This is a genomic window from Streptomyces sp. NPDC002580 (genome assembly GCF_042889485.1).
Classification (GTDB): Bacteria; Actinomycetota; Actinomycetes; order Streptomycetales; family Streptomycetaceae; genus Streptomyces.
This window is the reverse complement of sequence record NZ_JBIAQZ010000003.1, coordinates 573,914-597,231: the sequence shown is the minus strand read 5'-3', so window position 1 is coordinate 597,231 and position 23,318 is coordinate 573,914. Positions and strand designations below refer to the sequence as shown.

Here is a 23,318-nt window from a genome sequence, read left to right as displayed (position 1 = left end):
TGCGGAGTAGAGGAAGCCATGGCCGTCCTGAAGTACGAAGAGATCGCCGAGTCTCTGCGCGCCCGCATCGCCGCTGGCGAGTTCGCCCCTGGTGCCACCATCCCGTCGGGCCGCGACCTGGCCGAGCAGTGGGACGTGTCACGGGCCACCGCCATCAAGGCCGTGGACGTGCTGCGCAACGACGGTGTGGTGGTGGCCAAGCAGGGCACCGGTTTCGTCGTCACGGAGACGCCCGTGGCGCGCCCTGCCGGCGCCCGCCGAGCTGGGTCGGCGCGCATCTTGGGCGGGATGCCGTTCCTTCGCGTCGGTGCGCCCGACTGGGCGGAGCCTCCCGCCCGCGTCGCCGTCGCACTCGGGATCTCCCCCGGAGTGCTGGCACTTCGGCGCATCCGCGTCCTCCAGCTCCCGGACGGAACCCCGAATAGCTGCGTGGAGGCGTGGTTCCCTCCAGAGATCGCAGAGGCAGCGCCTCGCCTCGCCGACACCGCTCCCATCGCCGAGGGCACGACGCGCTACGTCCGCCGGCAAACCGGGCGGTTCCCGGTCGAGGGAGTGGACATCACGACCGTGCGCCTCGCCACGGATTCGGAGGCGGGCCGCTTGAACGTCGCGACAGCCACCCCCGTCGCCGTGCTCCTCCATACGGCACACGACGAGGAAGGTCGTCCGCTGGTCTGCGAGGAAGGCGTCACTCCCTCCTCGCTCTTCGAGCAGGTGGACACCTACGCGATGTAGGCACCCGCAAACCAAGCTGGACCGGTCCGCCGGTCCAGCTTTTTTGATGCCTCGTCATGTCATCTGACCTGCGCTAACTCTGGCCAGCATCATCCAACTCCATTTTCATCACTTGACTGGACCGGTCCACCGGTCCAGTCTGTGAGTGCGACGCCGCTCCTCCTCTGTGAGGACGGTTCCGGATCGGGATAGCTCGCCACAACTAGGCGCCCCGCGCTGGTAGTTGCTTGAGAACTGCATAGGCGGGCCCCGTCTCCCCGAGTCGAAAAGACGGACCGTGCGGATGTGCCGCGCATCGACCCTCGCAGCGCTTGCTGCGGCCGGTTGCCTCCGCTGCTCGTCCCGTACGAGCAGCGTCGAGGGGAGCCGGAACAGGCCGGACCGGAAACCGAGGGAGAACCTCGTGCCGAAGTACAGCTTCACCGCCGAAGAACTCGCCGACACCCTGACCCCCGGAGAGGTCACGAGCGCGAGCGGCACGTTGAGCGCGTCCTCGCCGCAGGCCGCCAGGAAGGCGGTCGAGCGCAGCTTGCGCAGTAGGGGATACGAGCCGACCGGCCACATCACGATCACCCAGAAGTAGGCGTACCTGCCTGCCTCACCGACAGCCGATGAACGGCGCGCGGCCCCGGTGCTGGAACACCGGGGCCGCTGTTCGGGCCATCCACCCTGTGAGAGGAACACGACCCAATGAGTCCCATCGTCACTGTTCAGGATGCTGTTACCGCGTTCGCCGACTTCATGAAGCCGACGGATGCGGAGCTGGATGCGATCGAGCTGGAGATGCCCGCGATCCTCTCGGACGTCGACCTGATCGACGCGCAGATCACCGCCATGGACCACGTCCCCAACGAGGTCGACACCCGCCGGGTGCGCCGGGCCCTGTCCCGAGTGCTCGCCGAACGGGCCAAGCTGACCAACCGCACCGCCAGCACGATCCCGGCGGGGGTGGCGTGATGGCCCGCCCGACCGCACTGCCCGCCGTCGCCGTGACGGCGGTGTCCCTGGTCCTCACCCTGGCCGTGGTGGTGATGTGGCTGGGCACGGCGATGCCGTGGCCCGTCGCTCTCGTCGTCGGTCTCGGCATCGACGGGGGATGGCTGGCCACCCTCGCCTACGAACGCCGCCTCGCCGCCCAGGGCGACCACTCCACCGCCGTGACCGCGGTCGGCTGGTCCTTCGGTCTGCTCGCCACCGGCGTCCTGATCGCCCACGCGTTGACCGCCGAGTCGGACACCGGCGCGTGGTTGGCGGTGGCGTGGCTGCCTCTGGCGGCCAAGGCACTGTGGCTGGTCCACGGGCTGTGGGAGCGGACCGCACTCACCCCGAAGGCGCTGGCCGCCATCACCGGTATCCAGCAGGAAGCGCGCGACGAGGCGGCTGTCGCCCGTGCTCGACTGCGAGCGGAAGCCAGCACGGAGGAGACCCGGCTGACGGCCGTGACGCAGGCCGGCGCCCGCGTCCAGGCCACCACCGCCAAACGACTCTCCAACGCATGGTCGACGCTCGAAGCGGCTCGGACCGGCGAGGACACCGGCCGGGCCCTGACCAGCGTGACGCACCGCGTCACACCCGACGTCACACCCCGCTGGGAACTCCCCGTCTGGGGACCGACCGAGCCACTGACCGCGCTCGAATCCGGGCCCGCCCTCACCGACGCCGAACTTGGCGCGGTTGTCGACGAGATCCGCACCAGTCGCGTTCCGGCGCTGTCCTACCGGGAGATGGCCACCCGCTTCCGGGCAGCCGGCCACTCCGCCTCCGAGGTCCGCCTGCGGGCGGCGTGGAAGCGCGTGGCGTGATGGGCGCGCTGCCGGTGTTCCGGTGGCGCCTCGCCCCGGACGGCTACGCCACCCGCCGCCAACTCCGCGCCCGCGGGCTACGGCCCGGCGGACAGCCTGTGGCGGCACAGCTCGAACGGCCCCGCCGCCGTCACGGGCTGCTGGTCGCCTACCTCTACCGGGTCGACCTGGCCCGGCCGGTGCGGCCGATGACGGCCGCGAAGCGGGCGGCGCTGGCCAAGGCCAACGCCGCCCGCCGCACCTGCCCGTCCTGCCGGCGCGATGCGGGCTATGTCATCCCCGCCTTGCTCGGGACCTGCGTGCCCTGCGCCTACCCCGACGACCAGCGCACCGCCTGAACCCTCCCTCCACACCTTGGAGTTCCGCTGTGACCAGCATCAACGCTGCTCCGAGCAGCATCGACTACGCGTGGCATGCCTGGGTGACCGTGCCCGGCGAGGGCCGCGCGTTCGCCCACGGCACCGTCACCGCCCCCGCCTCCTTCTGCTGGGACCGCGTCACGCGCGAAGTCGCGGCATGGCTCGGGACCCAGGGCACGACCGGCCGGCTCGACGACATCCACCTCATCCTCGCCCCCGACGCCGGAAAGGCGGTCTGACCATGGGAAAGCCCGACACCCGACGCCTGGACCGCGCGATCCGCGAGACGAACCGCAAGCTCGAAGCCGTCCGACGCGGCGAACTGTGGCCGCTGACCGGTTCGGAGCGGCGGGCGATGCTCGCCGCCGTCGCGGGCGGCTCGTACCGGGTCCTGCGCGGAAAGAGCACCGGCCGCGCCGACAACCGGATCGACTCCGTCTCCACCTCGGCCGAGACGCGGCTGATCGCGGAGATGACCGCGTTGCAGATCGAGCGGCAGCGACTCGTCACCGAGGCCGCCCGCGCCAAGGCCGCCAAGAAGTCCTCCGGCTGGTGGTGACCCGCACCCGCACTACCCGCCCGCACCGCACTTCCCCCTCTCGCCTTCACCCCGGATCCGGGGCAGTCAGGAGTCCGTTTCACCATGAGTGAGAACGTCGTTCACCTGCACAAGAGCACCGACCCGGCCCCCGAGCCGGGCACCGTGACCACGCTAACCGTGGTCCCCGAACCGGCACCCGCGCCGCCCGTCCCGCTGTGGATCCGCTCCGGACACGCCATCCGCACGGCGGTCACGCACGAGACGACCAAGACCACCGCCCGCGCGGTCGCCCGGCACACCCTGTACGTCGTCGGCGGGGCGAGGATCGCGGCGAAGCGGACGTGGGACGGACGGACCGCCTCCCGCTACGAGCGGATGTTCCGTGCCGCCGAAGCCGCCGGGAACCATGAGATGGCCTCGGAGTGGGAGGAGCGCGGGCAGCACTTCCGCGAGGCACGCCATCGCCGCCGCATGGACCTGCTGCACTCCCCGGTCGACGCGGCCAAGGGCTTAGCGGTCAGGACCGGGATGGGCATCGGGTCCCTGGTCGCTCTCGGGGTCGTGATGGCGATCGCGACGAAGGACGTCACGCACGTCGTCACGCCCCTGATGGCCGTGGTCGACTTCATCAACCTGCTGATCACCATCGTTCAGGTGGTGTGGGGCCCGGCCCTCGCGATCGGCCCTTTCCTGGCCCTGCTCGCCCTCTGGGCCATCGGCAGCAAGCAGCAGGCCGCCCCAGCATGGGCCCTGCCCGACAACGTCCGGTCCAGTGAGGGCGAGCCCATTACGCCCTCGATCGTGGTCAAGGCCCTGCGCGACCTCGGCGTGCCCGCGCTCCGCAACGCGATCAAGGAGATGGGGGACGCTGGCGCGTCGATGCTCGGTCCGATCCGGATGGCCGGATGCGGCGTGGAAGTCGACGTCACGCTCCCGTCCGGGGTGTCGACGATCGAGGTGCAGAACCGGCGTCGGAAGCTCGCGGAGAACCTGACCCGGCACGAGCACGAGGTGTTCATCACCATCCCGACCGCCGCCCGCACGGTCTGCCTGTGGGTGGCCGACTCCGGGGCGCTGGATGAGCCGATCGGCCCGTCCCCGCTGGTCACCGACGACACCCTGACCGCCGACTACGCCAAGGGCTGCGCCCCCTGGGGCGAGGACCTGCGCGGCGATGCTGCCGCACTGAGCCTGTATCAGCGCCACCTGCTGATCACGGGACTGTCCAACCAGGGCAAGACGGCCGCGCTGCGGTCGCTGGCCCTGTGGCTGGCCCTGGACAAGTCGGTCCAGTTCCTCCTCGGCGACCTGAAGGGCGCCGGTGACTGGCGGATGTTCAACGGGGTGGCCACGACCCTGATCGAGGGCCCGACCGACGAGCACGTCATGCAGGTGACCGAGATGGCCGAGGGCGCCGTCGACGAGATGAACCACCGTCTCCAGGCACCGCCCGGAACGGTCTTCCCGCCGCTGATCGTGCTGGTCGACGAGGCGCAGGTCGCGTTCATGTGCCCGGCCAAGGACGAGGACAAGCGCCCCTACGGCGGCTCGAAGGCCAACTCCCGGTACTTCATGGCCGTCCGCAAGATCCACAACCAGGGGCGGGCGGTCAACGTCCTGATGTGGCAGGGCACCCAGGACCCGACGAACGAGAACCTGCCCAAGCTGGTCCGCGAGGGCGCCCACACCCGGGCCTCGCTCGCGCTGGGTACCGAGTCGCAGGCCCGCATGGCGCTCGGGGACAAGGCCGTCGACGGCGGGGCCGCGCCGAACCTGCTGCGCCCCGGGCTCGACAAGGGCACCGTCGTCGTCGCATCGGACGGCATCGCCATCCCGGCGGGGCAGGCGTCCATCACGGTGCGCACGCACTACATCGACACCGACGAGGCGTACGTCATCGCCGACCGGGCCAAGGCCCTGCGGGACGGGGTCACCACCCTGCGCGTCATCGAGCGGGACGAGGACCGCGACCCGCTCGCCGACATCGCCGCCGTCCTCGGGGACGCCTCCCGTGTCCTGACCGCCGACGTGCTCAAGCGACTCTCCACGCTCAACGCGGACGCATACGGCACCTGGACCCCGGGCGATCTCAAGCGCGTGCTGGAGGACGCCGGCGCGGAGCCCTACAAGTCGGACGGCCGCATGGTCGTCGGCTCCGAACGCGTCGCCCGCGCGCTCGCCAACCGCGACACCGACGGTTCCGCTTCCGCCGACGGATGACAGGGAGCCGACCCCGCCCGGGTCAGGGAGGCAGGGAGAACTCCCTGAACCCCTCCCTGACCCGCCTCCCTGGCTCTGAGCTGCACAAATGATCCATCAGGGAGTCAGGGATGCACCCCAGGTCACACCCCGAAAACCCCCTCCGCAGCCACCCCTCAAGGGGGTGGCTCCGCCTCCCTGACCGAGCACCGGAAGGGATTCCGCATGTACCCCGAACACCCCACCGACCGTCGCCCCGTGACCGCCGTGGAAGTCCACCACCCCACCCCGATCACCCCCGCCGACGTGGCACCGGCGCCCCTCGTGCCCGTCCAGCCGGGCAGCGTCCCGGCGGTGGCGAGCGTCGTCCTTCCCGACGGGCGGGTCGTCACCGGCTACGCCATCAACCCTGTCCAGCCCGAACCCCTCGCCGTCAAGCCGGCCGTCTCCCGCACGGCGGTGAACATCGCCCTCGGCGGGATCGGATTCGGCGCCGTGTGCGGCGGACTGCTGCTGCTGACGACGTTCATCGCCGCACTCACCGCGCTCATCACCCAGCTCATCACCCTGGCCGCCGTCATCTTCGGCGGGTGGATCACCGTCCAGATCTTCGGCGCATCCGGCAGCGCCAAGGGCGGGACCACGGTCAACATCCGCAAGGCCGTCATCAAGCGCAACCACTTCCACGGCTGAACCCCCAGAGAGGACATCCGTGTTCGAGATCCACGTCATCTGCGCCCCGGCCGACACCGAACGTGTCGTCGCCGCACTCGACAGCACGTTCACGACCGGCACCGTGACCGTCTACCCCACCCGCGACAGCAAGCAGAACCGCCTCTGCCTCCGGGCCGACCACCTCGACTCCCACAGCACGCCGGCCGACACGGCGGACTGGCCCACACCCGAAGTCGCGTACGCAACCGCACCGAGCATCGTCCGTGAGATCGGATGGACCGCACGAACGGCCCGCGCCGTGGCGTCCGGCACCTTCCCGGAGCGCGAGTTCTGGCTCCGCAAGGCCGCCCTGCTCGACCGCGTCGCCCTCTCCGACGAGAACGACGGCACCCCCACCACCTCCACGGACCTCGCCACACAGGCCGCCCGCACGCTCATGGACCTGGACGAGGAACCGGTGATCTGCGACCCGCGCCACTACGTCCGCCAGCAGTACGCCCACTGGACCAAGCACCAGTAGCTACGCCAAGGGCGGCCCCACTCCGCCAAGAACCGGGGCCGCCCTTGCTCACCAGCAACTCATCAAGGAACTGGAGACATCCAGCATGACGCAACGCACCGACAACCGGCGAGTCCTCGTCTTACGGCTCGGACGCGGGGACGTGTTCCGGGTCCTGGACGCCTACTCGTGCATCGGCGGCGCCGCCAAGGGTTACCGGCGCGCGTTCGGCGCCGACTGCCACGTCACCGGCGTCGACATCCAGGCTCAGCCGGACTACTGCGGCAACGCCTTCCACCAGGACGACGCGATCAAGTACATCCGCGCGCACGGCCACGAGTTCGACTTCATCCATGCGTCTCCGCCGTGCCAGGGCGAGGGCGCCCCGACCAAGGGCACCAACGCCGCCCGCAACGCGGCGATCGGCCGGACCTACCCCCGACTCATCGCCCCGGGCCGCCCTAGAAGAGACGAGGCGGCCGTACGTGATGGAGAACGTGGCCGGCTCCGACGTCCGCAAGGACATCCGCCTGTGCGGGGAACAGTTCGGTCTCACGGTGCTCATGCACCGCTACTTCGAACTCGGCGGCTGGATGTTCCCGCAGCCCGTCCACCCCCTGCATCGCGGCTACGTCCGGGGCTACCGCCACGGCATCTGGCGCGATGGCCCTTACGTCGCCGCATACGGCAAGGGCGGCGGTAAGGCCACGGTGGAGGAGATCCGGGAGGCACAGGGGATCGACTGGTCCACGGATCACCTGCGTCTGCGTGAGGCGCTCCCGCCCGCGTACACCGAGTGGATCGGCGCCGCCTACCTCACCACCCTCGCCCCCCAGCTGGAGACGACGGCATGAGCGAGCACCTGCGCACCGCGCTCACCCTCGCCGCGAACGGCGTGCCGCCCTTGCCGTTACGGGCGGGGAAGGTGCCGTTCGGGAACTGCCCGCCCTGCGCTAAGAACGCCTGCGGTGGCCGACCGAACATGAAGACCCCCGGACCTTGCCTCTGCCCGTACCCGTGCCACGGGTGGGCCGCCGCCACCACCGACCCGAACGTCATCAACTCGACGCCGTGGGTGCGGGCGTGGTGGGAGGCGGCGGGCGTGGCCTACCACCCCGGTGGCGCCAGCCTCACCGTCGTTGACCTCGACAACGCGGAAGCCATCGCGTGGGCCCGTGCGAGCCTGCCCGCCACCCGGATCGTGTCGACGAACCGGGGCGAGCACTGGCTCTACCGGGGCGTCATGCAGTCCGCCAACGCCGTGCGGCCCGGCGTCGACATCAAGTCCCTTATGCAGTATGCCCGTTGGCTCGGGCCGGGCGTGGGCGTCATGGCCGTTCTCCCGGACACCGTGCGCGCGCTGACAGTAAAGGACCCGTCCACGGCTCTCAGGGCGCCACAGGCGCTCTCAGCGCCCCTGGGTGGCCGACGGGGCGAATGCCCGCACCGCACGCCCACCTATCTGGATCGTGGGATCGCCATGGCGGAACAGCGCATCACCGAGGCCCGGGAGGCGGTGCACGCCACCGTCTACCGCACGTTCCTCGCTGTGCTGTCGACGCACGGCCGCTGCGGTTGCCTCACCGAGACGCACGCCACGCGGCTGTTCACCGCAGCGCAGGTCAAGGGCGAATCGCCCCGGCACTGCACGGATGCGTGGACCAACGCCCTGACCACGTTGGGACTGAGCCATGTCCGATGACGAAAAGAACCCCGCCCGCCAGATCATCGCGGACTACGCGCAGGAGCACTTCCGGTACTTCCGCACAGCCGACGGGACCGTGTACGCGCAGAAGAACGGCCACCCCGTCGCCCGCCCGATGCGCTCGCAGGGCACCACGGGCAGCCACCGGCAGGAACTCATGGTCGGCCTGTTCAAGGACGGGCGCGGCGTCTTCAACGGATCGGCGATGAAAGAGGCGTTGGACTTGATCGAAGCACTCGCATTGGAGTCGGACACGCACGCCGTGAACATCCGCGTAGCCCCCGGCTTCGACGGGGCCACGTGGCTGGACCTGGGACGCGACGACGGGCAGTCCGTCCGCATCCACCCGTCGGGCTGGGACATCCTCACCCCCGACCCGCGCGAGGTGTGCTGGCGGCGCACTCAGCTCACCGGGGAACTGCCCCTGCCGGTCAAGGACACCGACGGCAAGGGCATCGACCTGCTGATGCGGCTGTGCAACTTCGCCAACGCCGAGACCGAATGCCTTGCCATCGCGTGGCTGATCGGCTGCCTCGGTCCGTCCGTTCCCGTGCCCGCACCGTTCCTCACCGGCCCGCAGGGCGCGGGCAAGTCCACCGGGGGCCGGATGCTCACCCGGATCATCGAGGGGATGAGCGGTGACCTACGGCGGGCACCGAAGGACGAGGAGAACCTCATTGCGGCGGTGGCGGCGGGATGGATCACCGCGCTGGACAACCTCTCCCACATGACGCCGGACCTGTCCGACGCGATGTGCTGCATTGTGACCGGGGCCGAGAGCGTCAAGCGCGCCCTGTTCACCGACGGGGACGTGTTCCGCGTCGGGTACCGCCGGCCCCTGCTCCTGACCGGGATCGACGTCGGTGTCATCCGGCCCGACCTCGCGGAACGGCTCCTGCCGCTTCGGCTCGAACGGCCCCGGATCAGGCGCACCGAGGCCGAACTGTGGGCGGACTACGCGGAAGTGCTGCCGGTCGTGCTCGGCTCGCTCCTGGACCTCACGGTCAAGGTGCGTGCCGTGGAGGCGGAGACCCCCACGGATCTGCGGATGGCGGACTTCGCGCACCTGTGCGCGCAGTTCGACGCCGCTACCGGGCTCGGGGCGCTGCCCGCGTACCGGGCGAGTCTGGACGACCTGAACGACGACGTGATCGAGGGTGATCTCCTCGCGCAGACCGTCCTCCTGCATGCGGACACCATCGAGCCGGGCAGCGCGCAGCAGATGACGTCCACGGAGTGGCTGTCGTGCCTCAGCCGTCTCTGCAGCGGCGACGAGTGCCGTCCCGTGCCCAAGGGGTGGCCGACCACTGGCAAAGTTCTCTCCGACCGCCTCAAGCGGCTCCAACCGACGTTGGCAGCCCGGGGTGTGCTCATCGACTCGGGCCGCACCAAGGCGGGTCGCTATCTCGAAATGACCCGCACGGTCGCCCTGGCCCTGCCTCCGCACGAGCAGACGCGGGCGTTCTGACCCGCGATCCGCAGGCTCAAGCGAAACGGCAAGAGGAGCACGTGCTCCTCTTGCCGTTCGGCGGAACGCCGCCTCAGGTCGCGCCGCGCAGCGGCTCCTTCTTCGCTCTGTGAGGCGCACCCAGGTACTACAGGCAGCCCCTTCTTTGTCCTAAGAGGGCATCTGATCTAGGTAGTTGGTAGTTAGGGATGTTTTTGTGACTGTCGGGGATGGCTGTCGTTGAGCGAGGCGTGAACGCTCGTCGCCCGTACCGCAGTGATGTCTCCGACGCCCGCTGGGCCTTGATCGAACCGGTCTTCACGGCCTGGCGAGCCGGCCGGACCGGCCCCGGCACTGCGGCCCGGGTCCACGACTTACGGGAGATCGTCAACGCGATCCTCTACGTCAACCGAACCGGCATTCCCTGGGAGTACCTGCCGCACGACTTCCCGCCGTACAAGACCGTCTATGACTACTACGCGAAGTGGGAAGCGGATGGGCGCGACCCAGCGGGTCCACGACCTGTTGCGTGAACGGACCCGACGCTCCCACGGCCGCAACGCGGAGCCGACCGCCGCCGTGATCGACGCGCAGAGCGTGAAGACCTCGGCAAACGTGGCCGAGACCAGCCAGGGCATCGACGCCGGCAAGAAGATCAAAGGACGCAAGAGGCACCTGATCACCGACACGCTAGGCCTGGTCCTGGCCGTCCTCATCACCGCCGCGAACGTGCACGACACCGCCGGCGGCAAGCTCCTGCTCGACGACCTGGCCGCCGCCCATCCCGGCGTGACCAAGGTGTGGGCCGACGGCGGCTACCAGACCAGCATCCTCAACCACGGCGCCGGACTCGGCATCGACGTCGAGGTGGTGCAGCGGCCTCGGGCGAAGGGGTTCGAGCCCCTGCCGAAGCGATGGGTGATCGAGCGGACCTTCGGCTGGCTCATGCAGCACCGACGCCTGGCACGGGACTACGAAGCACTGCCCCAGAGATCCCGAGCGATGATCCACTGGGCGATGGCTAACAAAATGTCCCGCGAGCTGACCGGAGAATCCACCCCAACCTGGCGAATCGAAACGGACAACACTGTCATAGCGATCTGAAAGCTGATCAGATGCCCTCTAAGTAGGAAGACGCTGCGTCACCTGCGTCACCCGGGCCGGAAAACGACCCCTGGCCTGCGTCGACAGCGGTGACGCAGACGGCCGGCTCTGCGTCATCCTGCGTCATCTTCGTCACCCGGTGACGCAGATGGTGACGCACCGGTGACGCAGCCCCGAAGTGCCGCGTCACCCAAAACGGCAGGTCAGGGCCCTGAGTGACGCAGGTGACGCGGTGACGCAGAAATCCGAGCTTCGGACACACACACCGGTCTAGGACCCGCGCACAACTCCCCTTGGCAATGCCGAACTGCCCTGGAGGCACCCCGAATGAGCACCGCAATTGCCGCCCCGATCGATCGGCTCCTGTATAAGCCCGAGGAGGCGGCCGAAGCCCTCGCCATCGGCCGCTCCACCGTCTACGAGCTGATGGCCGAAGGCGCCCTGAAGTACATCAAGTTGGGTCGCACGCGCCGGATTCGACGGGCGGACATCGAGGCGTACGTCGAGAGCCTCGCCACGCTGCCCAACTGACCAAAGCCCGCACCAAAGGCGCCCCGAGCACTCCGCTCGGGGCGCCTTTCGAATGGAGGAACAGATGAGCCCCCGCAAGTCGAACCTGGAATCCACCATCTACTTCGGCGATGACGGCTGGTGGCACGGCCGCGTGACCATGGGCGTGCTGCCCGACGGGAGCCCCGACCGCCGGCACCGCATGGCCCGTACGGAGCCCGCGGTGCGGCGCAAGGTCCGTGAACTGGAGAAGCTGCGTGACGAGGGGCGCGCGACCAAGGCGGGCCGTAAGCCCACAGTCGGTCAGTGGATGGAGACCTACCTCACCGACATCGCAAGCCTCAAGCTGAAGCCCCGCTCGCTGGACGACTACTGGTCCAAGACCCGCAACGACATCATCCCCGGCGTCGGCAAGCACCGCATCGACAAGCTCGCCCCCGAACACCTTGAGCAGATGTACCGGGCCATGCTCGACGCCGGGCGCGCCCCGTCCCACGTGGTCAAGGTGCACCGCATCCTGTCGCGGGCCCTGAAGATTGCCCACCGCCGCCGGATGATCGGCGAGAACGTCGCCACCCTGGTCGACCCGCCCAGCATCGAAGAGACCGAGACGAACCCGTTCACCCAGGAAGAGGCCAAAGCGTTCCTGGAAGCGGCGGCCAAGCGGCCCACATTCATGCGGTGGATCGTCGGCGTCGGCATGGGGTTCCGGCAAGGCGAGACCCTGGGACTCCGGTGGCCATACGTCGACCTTGAGGCGGAGCTGTTCCACCCCCGGTGGCAGCTCCAGCGGCTCACGTGGCGACACGGCTGCGGCAACGCGCACGCCTGCGGAACGCCTGCACCGCTTCGAGCTCTGCCCGCCGCACTGCGCCACGCACAAGGGCTACAAGCGCGGATGCCCGAAGCCGTGCACCAAGACGTGCGTCAAGCACGCGAGCATCTGCCCCGCCCGCAAGGGCGGAGGGCTGGCCTTCACCCGTCCCAAGACCAGGAAGAGCACGAACCCGGTGCCGATCCCGCCCGCGTTCATCCCCTACCTGATCGCGCACAAGGCACAGCAGGACGAATTGCGGGAGGTGGCCGGCGAACTCTGGCAGGAGCACCAGGCCGTGTTCACCCGGGCCGACGGACGCCCCATCGACCCCCGAGACGACTGGGGAGAATTCAAGGAGCTACTGGCCGAGGCGGGCATCGGTGACCGTCGCCTCTACGACGGGAGCCGCCACACCGCGGGCACGATCCTGAACGAACTGGGCGTGGACATGCCCACCATCATGGAGATCCTGCGGCACACCCAGATCAGCCAGACCCGCCGCTACGTCAAGGGCCGCTCGCATCTCTCGAAGGACGCCATGCGCCGGATGGGAGACGCCTTCCTGCCGGCCCCGGCGCTGCCGTCCGAGCCCGCGACTGAGACTAGAACTGAGACTGGGGACCGCCGCACGGCCCGCGCACGGCGGCGTCGCCGTATCCAATAAAAGCAAAAGCCCCAGGTCACGGCGAGTGAGTCCTGAGGCTTCTACAGAGCCGCCTTCGGGATTCGAACCCGAGACCTACGCATTACGAGTGCGTTGCTCTGGCCATCTGAGCTAAGGCGGCGCGCTGCCCACACCTATGGTGCGATCAGCAACGTCGGTAAGTCTACACAGTTTCCGGGGGTGCTCCGCACACGCCCCGGGGCGGGGTTCCGCGGGACGGGTGGGACGGCTATGAGCAGCGCTTTCCCTTCTGTGGAGGGGTCCCCTGGAGGAGGTAGCGGTTGATCGCGGAGTCGATGCACGCGCTGCCCCGGCCGTACGCGGTGTGACCGTCCCCGACGTAGGTCAGGAGGGTCCCGGAGGAGAGCTGGGAGGCGAGGGACCGGGCCCAGGGGTACGGGGTCGCCGGGTCGCGGGTGGTGCCGACGACGAGGACGGGAGCCGCCCCCTCGGCCTCGATGCGGTGGGGTTCGCCGGTGTTCTTCACGGGCCAGTACGCACAGTTCAAGGAGGCCCAGGCCAGGCCCTCGCCGAAGACGGGAGACGCCTTCTCGAAGGCGGGCAGCGAGTCCTCCACCTGATCCGGCCCATTGAAGGCGGGCGGCAGGTCGAGGCAGTTCACGGCGGCGTTGGCGGACATCAGGTTCGCGTACTGGCCGTCGGCGTCCCGCTCGTAGTAGCTGTCGGAGAGGGCGAGCAGACCCGCGCCGTCGTTCTTCTTCATCGCGGAGGTGAGCGCGTCGCGCAACTGCGGCCAGGCCGTCTCGTCGTACATCGCCGCGATGACCCCGGTCGTCGCGAGCGCCTCCCCGAGCTTGCGGCCGTCCGCGTCACCCGTGGGGACGGGAGTCTTGTCGAGCTGCTGGAAGAACGCCTTCAGGTTCCTGCCCACCTGGTCCGGACTCGTGCCCGCATCGCCCAGCGGACAGTCGCTGTGCCGCACACAGTCCTTCGCGAAGGACTGGAAGGCCGTCTCGAACCCCGCCGTCTGCTCCTCGTTCAGCCTGCGCGCGGTCAGGGTCGGGTCCAGCGCTCCGTCCAGGACCAGCCGGCCCACCCGGTCCGGGTAGAGGCCCGCGTACGTCGCCCCCAGCAACGTCCCGTACGACGCGCCCACGTAGGTCAGTTTCCGGTCGCCCAGCAGGGCCCTCAGGATGTCCATGTCCCGGGCCGCCTCGACCGTGGACACGTGCCGGAGCAGCTCGGGCGAGTGCGCGCCGCACCCCTCGGCGAACTTCTTGAACGCGTCGACGAGTTGCTCGGTCTCCCGGCCGTCGTCCGGCGTGGTGTCCGTCTGCGTGTACGCGTCCATCGCACGACCGTTGAGGCATTCGACCGGCTCACTGCGGGCCACTCCGCGCGGATCGACCGCGACCATGTCGTAGCGGGCGCGGACCTCCGCCGGGTAGCCGATTCCGGCGTACGCCTGGAGGTAGCCGACCGCCGAACCGCCCGGCCCGCCCGGGTTCACCAGCAGGGACCCGAGGGGCTTGCCCGATCCCGTGGCCTTCTTCCGGGAGACCGCCAGCCGCACATCGCCCGAGCCCGGCTTCGCGTAGTCGAGCGGCGCCTTCATCGTGGCGCACTCGAAGCCGGGGACACCGCAACTGCGCCAGTTCAGCTTCTGCTCGTAGTACGGGGACAACGCGGTCGGCGTGGCGAGCGGCAGCGCGGTGAGCGCCGCGCTCGTCGCCGCGCCCTTCGTCGCGGCCGTCGTCGCCGACGTCGTCGAACTCCCGGCGGAACAGGCGGAGATGAGCAGCGCCGTGGCGGCCAGCAGCACGCCGCTCCCGCGGAGCGGTCGGATCGGCCGGGAGATGCGCCTCGTGTACATCTCGCGAGCGTAACCCTGCGAGGTCGAATGATCACCTTCAGTCGCAGACGCAGCTCGTACGAGTGACCCGGGTCAACTCATCGCGGACGCGTCACTTCCTGCCCGGTCCCTTCGGACGGCACGCTCCGGCCGACATCGTGGCTTGGGACGCGTCCCCAGAAGGTCGGGAGCCCGTGCCGCACGCCGTACAGCACGCAGAAACGTACGGCCCGCGAAAAACGTACGCCCGCGGTGCACGAGGCCTGCACGGCGCCCGCGAACAGCCACTCCTACGACTCCACGCACGCCGTTCACGGCACGCGCGGCAGCCGACACCCCCACGGCACCCGCTGATCCCACGGCACCCGCCGCGGGATCAGCCCGCTCGCAGCGCCATCGTCATCGCCTCGACCGCGAGCAGCGGGGCGACGTTGCGGTCGAGTGCCTCCCGGCACGCGGCAATCGCGTCGATGCGGCGCAGGGTCGACTCCGGCGAGCTGCCGCGGGCCAGCCGTTCCAGCGTGTCTCCCGCCTCCACGTTGGCGATGGCCAGGCGGGAGCCGAGCTGGAGGGCGAGTACGTCGCGGTAGAAACCGGTGAGGTCGATCAGGGCCAGGTCCAGGCTGTCGCGCTGCGTACGCGTTCTTCGGCGCTTCTGCCGGTCCTCCAGCTCCTTCATGACGCCCGCCGTGCCGCGTGGCATCCGGCCGCCCTGAACCGCGCCGAGCGCCGCCTTCAGCTCCTCGGTCTCCTTGACGTCGACTTCCTCGGCGAGCTGTTTCGCGTCTTCCGCAGCCGTGTCGATCAGCTCCTGCGCGGCCTTGAGGCAGCCGCCGATGTCGTCGACCCTCAGCGGAAGCTTGAGGACGGCGGCGCGGCGCTGCCGGGCGCTCGGGTCCGTGGCGAGGCGGCGGGCCCGGCCGATGTGGCCCTGCGTCGCGCGCGCGGCGGCCGCCGCGACGTCGGGCTCGATGCCGTCACGGCGCATGAGGATGTCGGCGACCGCTTCCACCGGCGGCGTGCGCAGGGTGAGGAGCCGGCAGCGGGAGCGGATCGTGGGCAGCACGTCCTCGATGGACGGCGCGCACAGGAGCCAGACCGTGCGGGGAGCGGGTTCCTCCACCGCTTTCAGCAGGACGTTGCCCGCGCCCTCGGTGAGACGGTCGGCGTCCTCCAGGACGATGACCTGCCAGCGGCCGACGGCCGGCGACAGCTGGGCGCGGCGGACCAGGTCCCGGGTCTCCTTGACGCCGATGGAGAGCAGGTCGGTGCGGACGATCTGCACATCGGCGTGGGTCCCGACCAGACTCGTATGACAGCCGTCGCAGAAGCCGCAGCCGGGGATCCCGCCGAGCGCACGGTCGGGACTCACGCACTGCAACGCGGCCGCGAACGCTCGAGCCGCCGTGGCGCGGCCCGATCCCGGCGGGCCCGTGAACAGCCAGGCGTGCGTCATCTTGGAGGCCTCGGGGAGCGGGGTGCCCGCGGTGACCGCCGTGACGAGGGCATCGGCGTCCCGGGCAGCGGCGGCGAGCTGCTCGCTCACCTTCTCCTGGCCCACGAGGTCGTCCCACACAGGCATGGGCTCCGCCCTTCCGTCGCACGTGTCTTGCGTCGTCCATTGTGCGGGTCGCCACTGACAGTCCGCCCCACCCGGCCGCCTGCGGGCCCGCCCAGCCGTCGCCCGTACCCGGCCCGCAGCCCAAGAGCCCTGCCCCCGGCCGTCAGCCGTCAGCCGTCAGCCGTCAGCCGTCAGCCGTCAGCCGTCAGCCGTCAGCCGTCAGCCGAGGATGCCTCCGTGGCCGAGGATGCCTTCGTGGCCGGGGAGGCATCGCGTCGGTCGGGCACCTCGTCGGCCGTGGAACTAGGACCGGCGCCGCCCGCCGCGCCCCCGCCCCTCGCCCCAGTCGTCGTCCTCATCGTCCCCGCGCGGGCCGAGCAGCTCGTCCGCCAAGGTCGGGAGGTCGTCGAGCGGGGTCTCCTCGGCCCAGTCGGGGCGCGGCCTGCGGCGCGGTGCGCCCGTCTCGTCCAGCTCAGGCATCTCCTGTGTGCGGCCGACAGGACCCTCGGGCCCCGCCTCCGGTCGCTCGTCGCGGAAGTAGCCCCGCGGCATGCGGTTCGTGGGGTCAGCCGGCGGAACGTCGGCACCGGCCCCGGTGCCCCTGTCCCGCAGCGGAGGAAGCACCGCGGTCTCGTCGGCGGCACCGCGCGCGGGAGAGACGGGCGGCAGCACCGCCGTCTCGTCCGCCGCCCGGTCCGGCACCGGCGGCTTCGGCAGCGTGGCGGTGTCCTCGCTCTCGGATCGGGACGTCGAACGCGACGCGGAACGGGAGGACGTCGAGCGCGTGTTCGTACGGTCCTCGTCCGCTCGTACGGGCCGCAGTGCGACGGTCTCGTCGACCGGTCCACCGGGAGCGGGGCCGGTCACGACCGGCGTGGGCAGCGTCGTCTCGTTGTCCGTCGCGGCCCTGCCCGACCCGGAACCCGCCGGAGCGGGCGAGTCCTCATCCGCGTCGCGCCTCTTCCCGGCGCCCGAGCCCGAACCGGTCGATGCGCCGGTCGGCGCACCGCCCCGCGGACCCGTTCCGGTGCCCGCGCCCGTTCCCGCGCTCGACACCGAGGCCTCGGCCGAAGCCGCCGCGGCAGCCGAGGCCGCCGCCGCCTCGGCGGCGAGCCGTCGCGCTTCCTCGGCCCGCAGCAACGCCTCCTCGGCCTTTCGCTGCTTCTCCAGGCGGCGCGCCTCGGCCTCGGCGCGCAGTCGCGTCTCCTCCTCGGCCTGCCTGCGAGCCCGCTCCTGCTCGGCGGCACGGGCCTGTTCCTCGGCGAGCAGCCGGACGCGCTCCTCCTCGGCACGACGGCGGGACTCCTCGGCGCGCTGCCGGGCCTCCTCCGCCTGGCGCTCGGCCTCGCGACGCTGCGCCTCCTCCAGCTCGCGCTGCTTGCGCTCCTCCTCCTCGGCGCGCAGCTTCGCGAGCTGCGCCTGGCGCTCCCGCTCCAGGCGCTCCTCCTCCGCCTTGCGGGCGGCCTCTTCCTCCGCCTTGCGCCGGGCCTCCTCCTCGGCCGCCCTGCGGGCCTCCTCCTGGGCCTTCACCTCGGCCTCGGACAGGGGCAGCATCACGTCGAGCCGGTGCCGTACGACCGTGGTGACGGCCTCGGGCTCCTGGGCCGCGTCCACGACCAGGTAGCGGCTCGGGTCGGCGGCCGCGAGCGTCAGGAAACCGGACCGCACGCGCGTGTGGAACTCGACCGGCTCCGACTCCAGCCGGTCGGGGGCCTCGGTGAACCGCTCCCGGGCGGCCTCCGGCGGCACGTCGAGCAGAACCGTCAGATGCGGTACGAGCCCGTCCGTCGCCCACCGGTTGATACGGGCGATCTCCGTGGGGGACAGGTCGCGGCCCGCACCCTGGTAGGCCACGGAGGAGTCGATGTAGCGGTCGGAGATGACGACGGCGCCCCGCTCCAGCGCGGGCCGCACCACCGTGTCGACGTGCTCCGCGCGGTCGGCGGCGTACAGGAGCGCCTCCGCGCGGTGCGAGAGGCCCGCGGACGACACGTCCAGGAGGATCGAGCGCAGCCGCTTGCCGACCGGCGTGGCGCCCGGTTCACGGGTCACCACGACCTCATGGCCCTTGGCCCGGATCCAGTCGGCGAGCGCCTGCGCCTGGGTGGACTTCCCCGCTCCGTCACCGCCCTCCAGAGCGATGAAGAAGCCCTTCGTCGTGGGCGTCTGCGCCGGGTCGTCGCCGCCGCGCAGCGCGTCCAGCAGGTCCTTGCGCAGCGGCACCCCGCTACGGTCGTCGACCTTGGCGAGCACCATGGCGGCGACGGGCAGCAGGAGCGCGCCGACCAGCATCATCGTGAAGGCGGCGCCGCCGTGCGCGAACACGAACTTGCCGTTCTCCAGGCGGTGCGGGCCGATCGCGGCGGCCACCAGGGGTGCCACGACCGCGCCGACCGCCACGAAGAGCCGTACGACCGCGTGCAGGTGTTCGGTCGTGCGGGCGCGCCGGTAGTCCTCGGCCTCCTGGTCGAGCAGCGCGTGCCCGGTGTTGGCCGCGACCCCCGCGCCGACGCCGGCCAGGGCCACGATGAGCAGCACGGTGGTGACGTCCGGGACGAGACCGGCGACCAGCAGCGCGACCCCGGTGAAGGCGATCGCGATCGCGAGGAGCCTGCGCCGCGACAGCGACGGGAGCAGGGCGGGGGCCGTGCGGATGCCGACGACGACACCGCCGGTCAGGGCCAGCACCAGCAGCCCGTACGTCACCGGTCCGCCGCCCAGGTCCTTGGCCTCCAGCACGGAGACCGCGACGGCGGCCGAGATCGCTCCGGCGACCGCCGCGCAGGCCGGCACCAGGAGCGGAATCGCGCCCGTGCGGCCCTTGTCGATGCCGGTTCCCGTCTTCGGGCGGCGCAGTCCCTCCAGCGGGGACCGCGCGCGGGGGGTGCGGGAGTCGGGCAGCTCCAGGAAGGTGATCACCGACAGGGAGGCCGCGAACAGCCCGGCCGCGACGTACGAGGCGAGCGCGGCCTGGTGCTGGTCGAACCAGTCGATCCCGGCGCCCAGCAGGTTGTTGACGAGGGAGGCGACGATCAGGGTGGCGGCCGCCATCGGTACCGCGATGAACCCCGTACGCAGGGACAGGCGGCGCAGCGCGTCCATGTGGTCCGGCAGCGGGCGCACGGTGGCGCCCTCCAGCGGCGGCGCGGGCAGCAGCGCGGGGGCCGCGCTCTCGCGGCAGACCGTCCAGAACCGCTCGGCGACTCCGGTCACGAAGACGACGACCAGGAGGATGGCGAGCGCGTTGTCCGGGGTCCAGTCGATGAACAGCGGCGCGACGATGAGGAGCAGGGCCCGCAGACCGTCGGCCCCGAGCATCGTCCAGCGTCGGTCGAGGAGCCCGTCGGGAGAGGTCAGCGACGTCAGGGGCCCGAGGAGTACGGCGCCGAAGAGCAGCGTCGCGAGGACGCGCGTCCCGAAGACGGCCGCTACGGCGAGGGCCGCCCCGCGGTAGCCACCGCCGAAGGAACCCACGGAGATCGCCGCCTGGAGGGCGAGGACGACCAGGACCAGCAGGGCCAGCGCGTCGGCGACACCTCCCACCAGGTGTGCGCTCCACAACCGCTTCAACTGCGGTTGACGCAGCAACGCGCGGACGGCACGCTCGCGTGAATCCGCGACCAGGGCGTCGTCGGGGGCCGGATTGTGGGCCGTTGGCTGCTCGGCTCGCGTCATCCTGCCAGCCTATCCGGACCCACTGACTCCCCGGAGGGGTGCCCGAACATACGGACACCCCCGCACGATTCGGTAGGGGGGTGTCCGCCCTCTGACGTGGGGCCGGAGCCAGTCGGAGCCGCTCCGAAATCACAAAGATCCCAGACGTCCCGGAGGTCCCGGGAGCCAAGAAACTCCCGGATCCTGCCCGAAGCCCGCCCGAGAGGTGCCCGGAGATGTGCCCCGGAGCCCTGTGGCCCGGAGCTGTCCGAGAGCGGGCTGAACCCCGCGATCGCGGCGTCGGTGGCCGGTGCCACCGACGCCGGCCGGTGTCTCAGCCTTCGGAGGCCGCCGTCTTCTTCGCCGCGGTCTTCTTGGCGGGCGCCTTCTTGGCGGCCGTCTTCGCCGTAGTCGTCTTGGCGGCCGCCTTCTTGGCCGGCGCCTTCTTGGCGGGGGCCTTCTTCGCCGCCGCCTTCTTCACGGTCTTCTTGGCCGGGCCCTTGGCACGCTTCTCGGCGAGCAGTTCGTAACCGCGCTCCGGGGTGATGGCCTCGACACTGTCGTCGGAACGCAGCGTCGCGTTGGTCTCGCCGTCGGTCACGTACGGACCGAAACGGCCGTCCTTGACCACGACCGGCTTCCCGCTGACCGGGTCCTCGCCCAGCTCCTTCAACGGCGGCTTGGCGGCCGCACGGCCCCGCTGCTTGGGCTGGGAGTAGATCTCCAGCGCCTCTTCCAGCGTGATGGTGAAGAGCTGGTCCTCGGCGGTGAGCGAGCGGGAGTCCGTGCCCTTCTTCAGGTACGGACCGTAGCGCCCGTTCTGCGCGGTGATCTCCACGCCCTCGGCGTCCGCGCCGACGACGCGCGGCAGGGACATCAGCTTGAGGGCGTCGTCCAGGGTCACCGTGTCGAGCGCCATCGACTTGAACAGCGAGGCGGTGCGCGGCTTGACGGCGTTCTTGCCCGTCTTCGGGGTGCCCTCCGGGAGCACCTCGGTGACGTACGGGCCATAGCGGCCGTCCCTGGCGATGATCTGGTGACCCGACTGGGGATCGGCACCGAGCTCGAAGTCGCCGCTCGGCTTGGCGAGCAGCTCCTCGGCGAGTTCGACCGTCAGCTCGTCCGGTGCCAGGTCCTCGGGCACGTCGGCGCGCTGGTGGTTCTCGGAGTCCTTCTCACCGCGCTCGACGTACGGGCCGTAGCGGCCGACGCGCAGCACGATGCCGTCGGCGACGGGGAAGGAGGACACCTCGCGGGCGTCGATGGCGCCCAGGTCGGTGACGAGCTCCTTGAGGCCGCCCAGGTGGTCGCCGTCGCCGTTGCCGGCCTCGGCGGCGCCGGTCGCCTCGCCCTCACCGAAGTAGAAGCGGCGCAGCCACGGCACCGCCTGCGCCTCACCGCGCGCGATGCGGTCGAGGTCGTCCTCCATCTTGGCGGTGAAGTCGTAGTCGACGAGCCGCCCGAAGTGCTTCTCCAGGAGGTTGACCACGGCGAACGACAGGAAGGAGGGCACCAGGGCCGTCCCCTTCTTGAAGACGTAACCGCGGTCGAGGATCGTGCCGATGATCGACGCGTACGTCGACGGGCGGCCGATCTCGCGCTCTTCGAGTTCCTTGACCAGCGAGGCCTCGGTGTAGCGGGCCGGCGGCTTGGTGGCGTGGCCGTCGACCGTGATCTCCTCGGCGGACAGCGGGTCGCCCTCACCGACCTGCGGGAGGCGACGCTCACGGTCGTCGAGCTCGGCGTTCGGGTCGTCAGCGCCCTCGACGTACGCCTTCAGGAAGCCGTGGAAGGTGATCGTCTTGCCGGACGCGCTGAACTCGGCGTCACGGCCGTCGGCGGCCCGTCCCGCGATCTTGACGGTGACGGAGTTGCCGACCGCGTCCTTCATCTGGGAGGCGACGGTCCGCTTCCAGATCAGCTCGTACAGCCTGAACTGGTCGCCGGTCAGTCCCGTCTCGGCCGGAGTGCGGAAACGGTCCCCCGAGGGGCGGATCGCCTCGTGCGCCTCCTGCGCGTTCTTGACCTTCCCGGCGTACGTGCGCGGCTGCGCCGGCAGGTAGTCGGCGCCGTACAACTGCGTGACCTGGGCGCGGGCGGCGGTGACCGCCGTCTCCGACAGGGTCGTGGAGTCCGTACGCATATAGGTGATGAAGCCGTTCTCGTACAGCTTCTGCGCCACCTGCATGGTCGCCTTCGCGCCGAAGCCGAGCTTGCGCGAGGCCTCCTGCTGGAGCGTCGTCGTACGGAACGGCGCGTACGGCGAGCGGCGGTACGGCTTGGACTCGACCGAGCGGACCGCGAAGCTCGTGTCCGCCAGGGCGGCGGCGAGCGCGCGGGCGTTCGTCTCGTCCAGGTGGAGCGTGTTCGCGCTCTTGATCTGGCCGAGCGAGTCGAAGTCGCGGCCCTGGGCGACGCGCTTGCCGTCGACCGAGGTCAGTCGGGCGACCAGGTTGGACGGGTCGCTCGCGTCACCGCCGCGGCCGGTGCCGAAGGTGCCGGTCAGGTCCCAGTACTCGGCGGAACGGAAGGCGATGCGCTCGCGCTCCCGCTCGACGACGAGCCGGGTCGCCACGGACTGCACTCGGCCGGCCGACAGGCGCGGCATGACCTTCTTCCACAGGACCGGCGAGACCTCGTAGCCGTAGAGGCGGTCGAGGATGCGGCGGGTCTCCTGGGCGTCGACCATGCGCTTGTTCAGCTCGCGCGGGTTGGCGACGGCGCTTCGGATCGCGTCCTTGGTGATCTCGTGGAAGACCATCCGGTGGACGGGAACCTTGGGCTTGAGGACCTCCAGCAGGTGCCACGCGATGGCTTCGCCCTCGCGGTCCTCATCGGTGGCGAGGAAGAGCTCGTCGGAATCCTTCAGGAGATCCTTGAGCTTCTTGACCTGGGCCTTCTTGTCGGCGTTGACCACGTAGATCGGCTGGAAGTCGTTCTCGACGTCCACACCGAGGCGGCGGACCTCACCGGTGTACTTCTCGGGCACCTCCGCGGCGCCGTTGGGGAGGTCGCGGATGTGCCCGACGCTCGCTTCGACGACATAGCCGGGGCCCAGATAGCCCTTGATCGTCTTCGCCTTGGCAGGCGACTCGACGATGACGAGTCGGCGGCCGCCGTGTGCGGTGTCGCTGGTCGGGGACAACTTCGCTCTTCTCTCCGGTCGACGCGGAATCTCCTCGGGGGGCTTGGCTCCCGAGAGGTCGGGTCATGCTGACGCTGCGGAGTGTGAC

General features: G+C 70.5%; 17 protein-coding genes, 1 tRNA gene and 3 pseudogenes. 16 read left to right on the top strand and 5 right to left on the bottom strand.

What is annotated here, in order from left to right; all coding sequences use genetic code 11:
* Nucleotides 1–18: 18 nt before the first annotated feature.
* The 16 genes and pseudogenes from ACFYW7_RS13630 (at nt 19) to ACFYW7_RS13555 (ending at nt 13,057) form a co-directional block, all read left to right on the top strand.
* Nucleotides 19–735 (top strand): GntR family transcriptional regulator, encoded by a 717-nt coding sequence (locus ACFYW7_RS13630; protein ID WP_389501416.1) that lies wholly within the window; start codon nt 19–21, stop codon nt 733–735.
* Nucleotides 736–1,138: 403 nt separating this feature from the next.
* Nucleotides 1,139–1,318, top strand: coding sequence for a hypothetical protein (locus ACFYW7_RS13625; protein WP_389501414.1), 180 nt, complete (start codon nt 1,139–1,141; stop codon nt 1,316–1,318).
* 107 nt (nt 1,319–1,425) lie between these two features.
* The gene (locus ACFYW7_RS13620; RefSeq protein WP_389501412.1) at nt 1,426–1,692 is read left to right on the top strand and encodes a DUF6284 family protein; all 267 of its coding nucleotides are present in this window, start codon (nt 1,426–1,428) and stop codon (nt 1,690–1,692) included.
* Nucleotides 1,692–2,537, top strand: coding sequence for a protein spdB (locus tag ACFYW7_RS13615; RefSeq protein WP_389501410.1), 846 nt, complete (start codon nt 1,692–1,694; stop codon nt 2,535–2,537). Before ACFYW7_RS13620 ends, ACFYW7_RS13615 begins: the two co-directional genes overlap by 1 nt.
* Entirely contained in the window at nt 2,537–2,875 is a 339-nt protein-coding gene (locus tag ACFYW7_RS13610; RefSeq protein WP_389501661.1) for an RRQRL motif-containing zinc-binding protein, read from the top strand. Before ACFYW7_RS13615 ends, ACFYW7_RS13610 begins: the two co-directional genes overlap by 1 nt.
* Nucleotides 2,876–2,904: 29 nt before the next feature.
* On the top strand, nt 2,905–3,135 hold the full coding sequence (locus tag ACFYW7_RS13605) for a hypothetical protein (RefSeq protein WP_389501407.1): 231 nt from the start codon (nt 2,905–2,907) through the stop codon (nt 3,133–3,135).
* 2 nt (nt 3,136–3,137) lie between these two features.
* A complete protein-coding gene (locus ACFYW7_RS13600) occupies nt 3,138–3,455 on the top strand; it encodes a hypothetical protein (protein WP_389501405.1) in 318 nt (105 codons plus the stop codon).
* 84 nt (nt 3,456–3,539) lie between these two features.
* The gene (locus ACFYW7_RS13595; protein ID WP_389501403.1) at nt 3,540–5,657 is read left to right on the top strand and encodes an ATP-binding protein; all 2,118 of its coding nucleotides are present in this window, start codon (nt 3,540–3,542) and stop codon (nt 5,655–5,657) included.
* 204 nt (nt 5,658–5,861) lie between these two features.
* Nucleotides 5,862–6,329 (top strand): hypothetical protein, encoded by a 468-nt coding sequence (locus ACFYW7_RS13590; RefSeq protein WP_389501401.1) that lies wholly within the window; start codon nt 5,862–5,864, stop codon nt 6,327–6,329.
* Between the two features lie 19 nt (nt 6,330–6,348).
* Entirely contained in the window at nt 6,349–6,831 is a 483-nt protein-coding gene (locus tag ACFYW7_RS13585; protein WP_389501399.1) for a hypothetical protein, read from the top strand.
* Between the two features lie 85 nt (nt 6,832–6,916).
* Nucleotides 6,917–7,664: pseudogene (locus ACFYW7_RS13580) on the top strand (DNA methylase).
* Nucleotides 7,661–8,512, top strand: a complete 852-nt coding sequence (locus ACFYW7_RS13575) for a bifunctional DNA primase/polymerase (RefSeq protein WP_389501397.1) — start codon at nt 7,661–7,663, stop codon at nt 8,510–8,512. The pseudogene ACFYW7_RS13580 and the gene ACFYW7_RS13575 overlap by 4 nt, the downstream one beginning before the upstream one ends.
* Entirely contained in the window at nt 8,502–9,983 is a 1,482-nt protein-coding gene (locus ACFYW7_RS13570; RefSeq protein WP_389501395.1) for an ATP-binding protein, read from the top strand. The genes ACFYW7_RS13575 and ACFYW7_RS13570 overlap by 11 nt, the downstream gene beginning before the upstream one ends.
* Nucleotides 9,984–10,213: 230 nt before the next feature.
* A pseudogene (locus tag ACFYW7_RS13565) lies at nt 10,214–11,066 on the top strand (IS5 family transposase).
* Nucleotides 11,067–11,393: 327 nt separating this feature from the next.
* A complete protein-coding gene (locus tag ACFYW7_RS13560; protein WP_363136509.1) occupies nt 11,394–11,597 on the top strand; it encodes a helix-turn-helix domain-containing protein in 204 nt (67 codons plus the stop codon).
* 64 nt (nt 11,598–11,661) lie between these two features.
* Nucleotides 11,662–13,057: pseudogene (locus ACFYW7_RS13555) on the top strand (tyrosine-type recombinase/integrase).
* Nucleotides 13,058–13,104: 47 nt separating this feature from the next.
* Here ACFYW7_RS13555 and ACFYW7_RS13550 read toward each other — a convergent pair.
* The 5 genes from ACFYW7_RS13550 to topA form a co-directional block, all read right to left on the bottom strand.
* Nucleotides 13,105–13,178 (bottom strand) — tRNA-Thr (locus ACFYW7_RS13550).
* A gap of 108 nt (nt 13,179–13,286) precedes the next feature.
* Nucleotides 13,287–14,891, bottom strand: a complete 1,605-nt coding sequence (locus ACFYW7_RS13545) for an alpha/beta hydrolase (RefSeq protein WP_389501392.1) — start codon at nt 14,889–14,891, stop codon at nt 13,287–13,289.
* A 355-nt stretch (nt 14,892–15,246) separates the two neighbouring features.
* Nucleotides 15,247–16,452, bottom strand: coding sequence for a DNA polymerase III subunit delta' (locus ACFYW7_RS13540; protein WP_389501390.1), 1,206 nt, complete (start codon nt 16,450–16,452; stop codon nt 15,247–15,249).
* 282 nt (nt 16,453–16,734) lie between these two features.
* Nucleotides 16,735–20,106 carry a dTMP kinase gene (tmk, locus tag ACFYW7_RS13535; RefSeq protein ID WP_389501388.1) on the bottom strand — a complete coding sequence of 1,124 codons (3,372 nt, stop codon included), beginning with the start codon at nt 20,104–20,106 and terminating at the stop codon, nt 16,735–16,737.
* 313 nt (nt 20,107–20,419) lie between these two features.
* Nucleotides 20,420–23,230, bottom strand: a complete 2,811-nt coding sequence (gene topA, locus ACFYW7_RS13530; RefSeq protein ID WP_389501386.1) for a type I DNA topoisomerase — start codon at nt 23,228–23,230, stop codon at nt 20,420–20,422.
* Between the last annotated feature and the right edge of the window lie 88 nt (nt 23,231–23,318).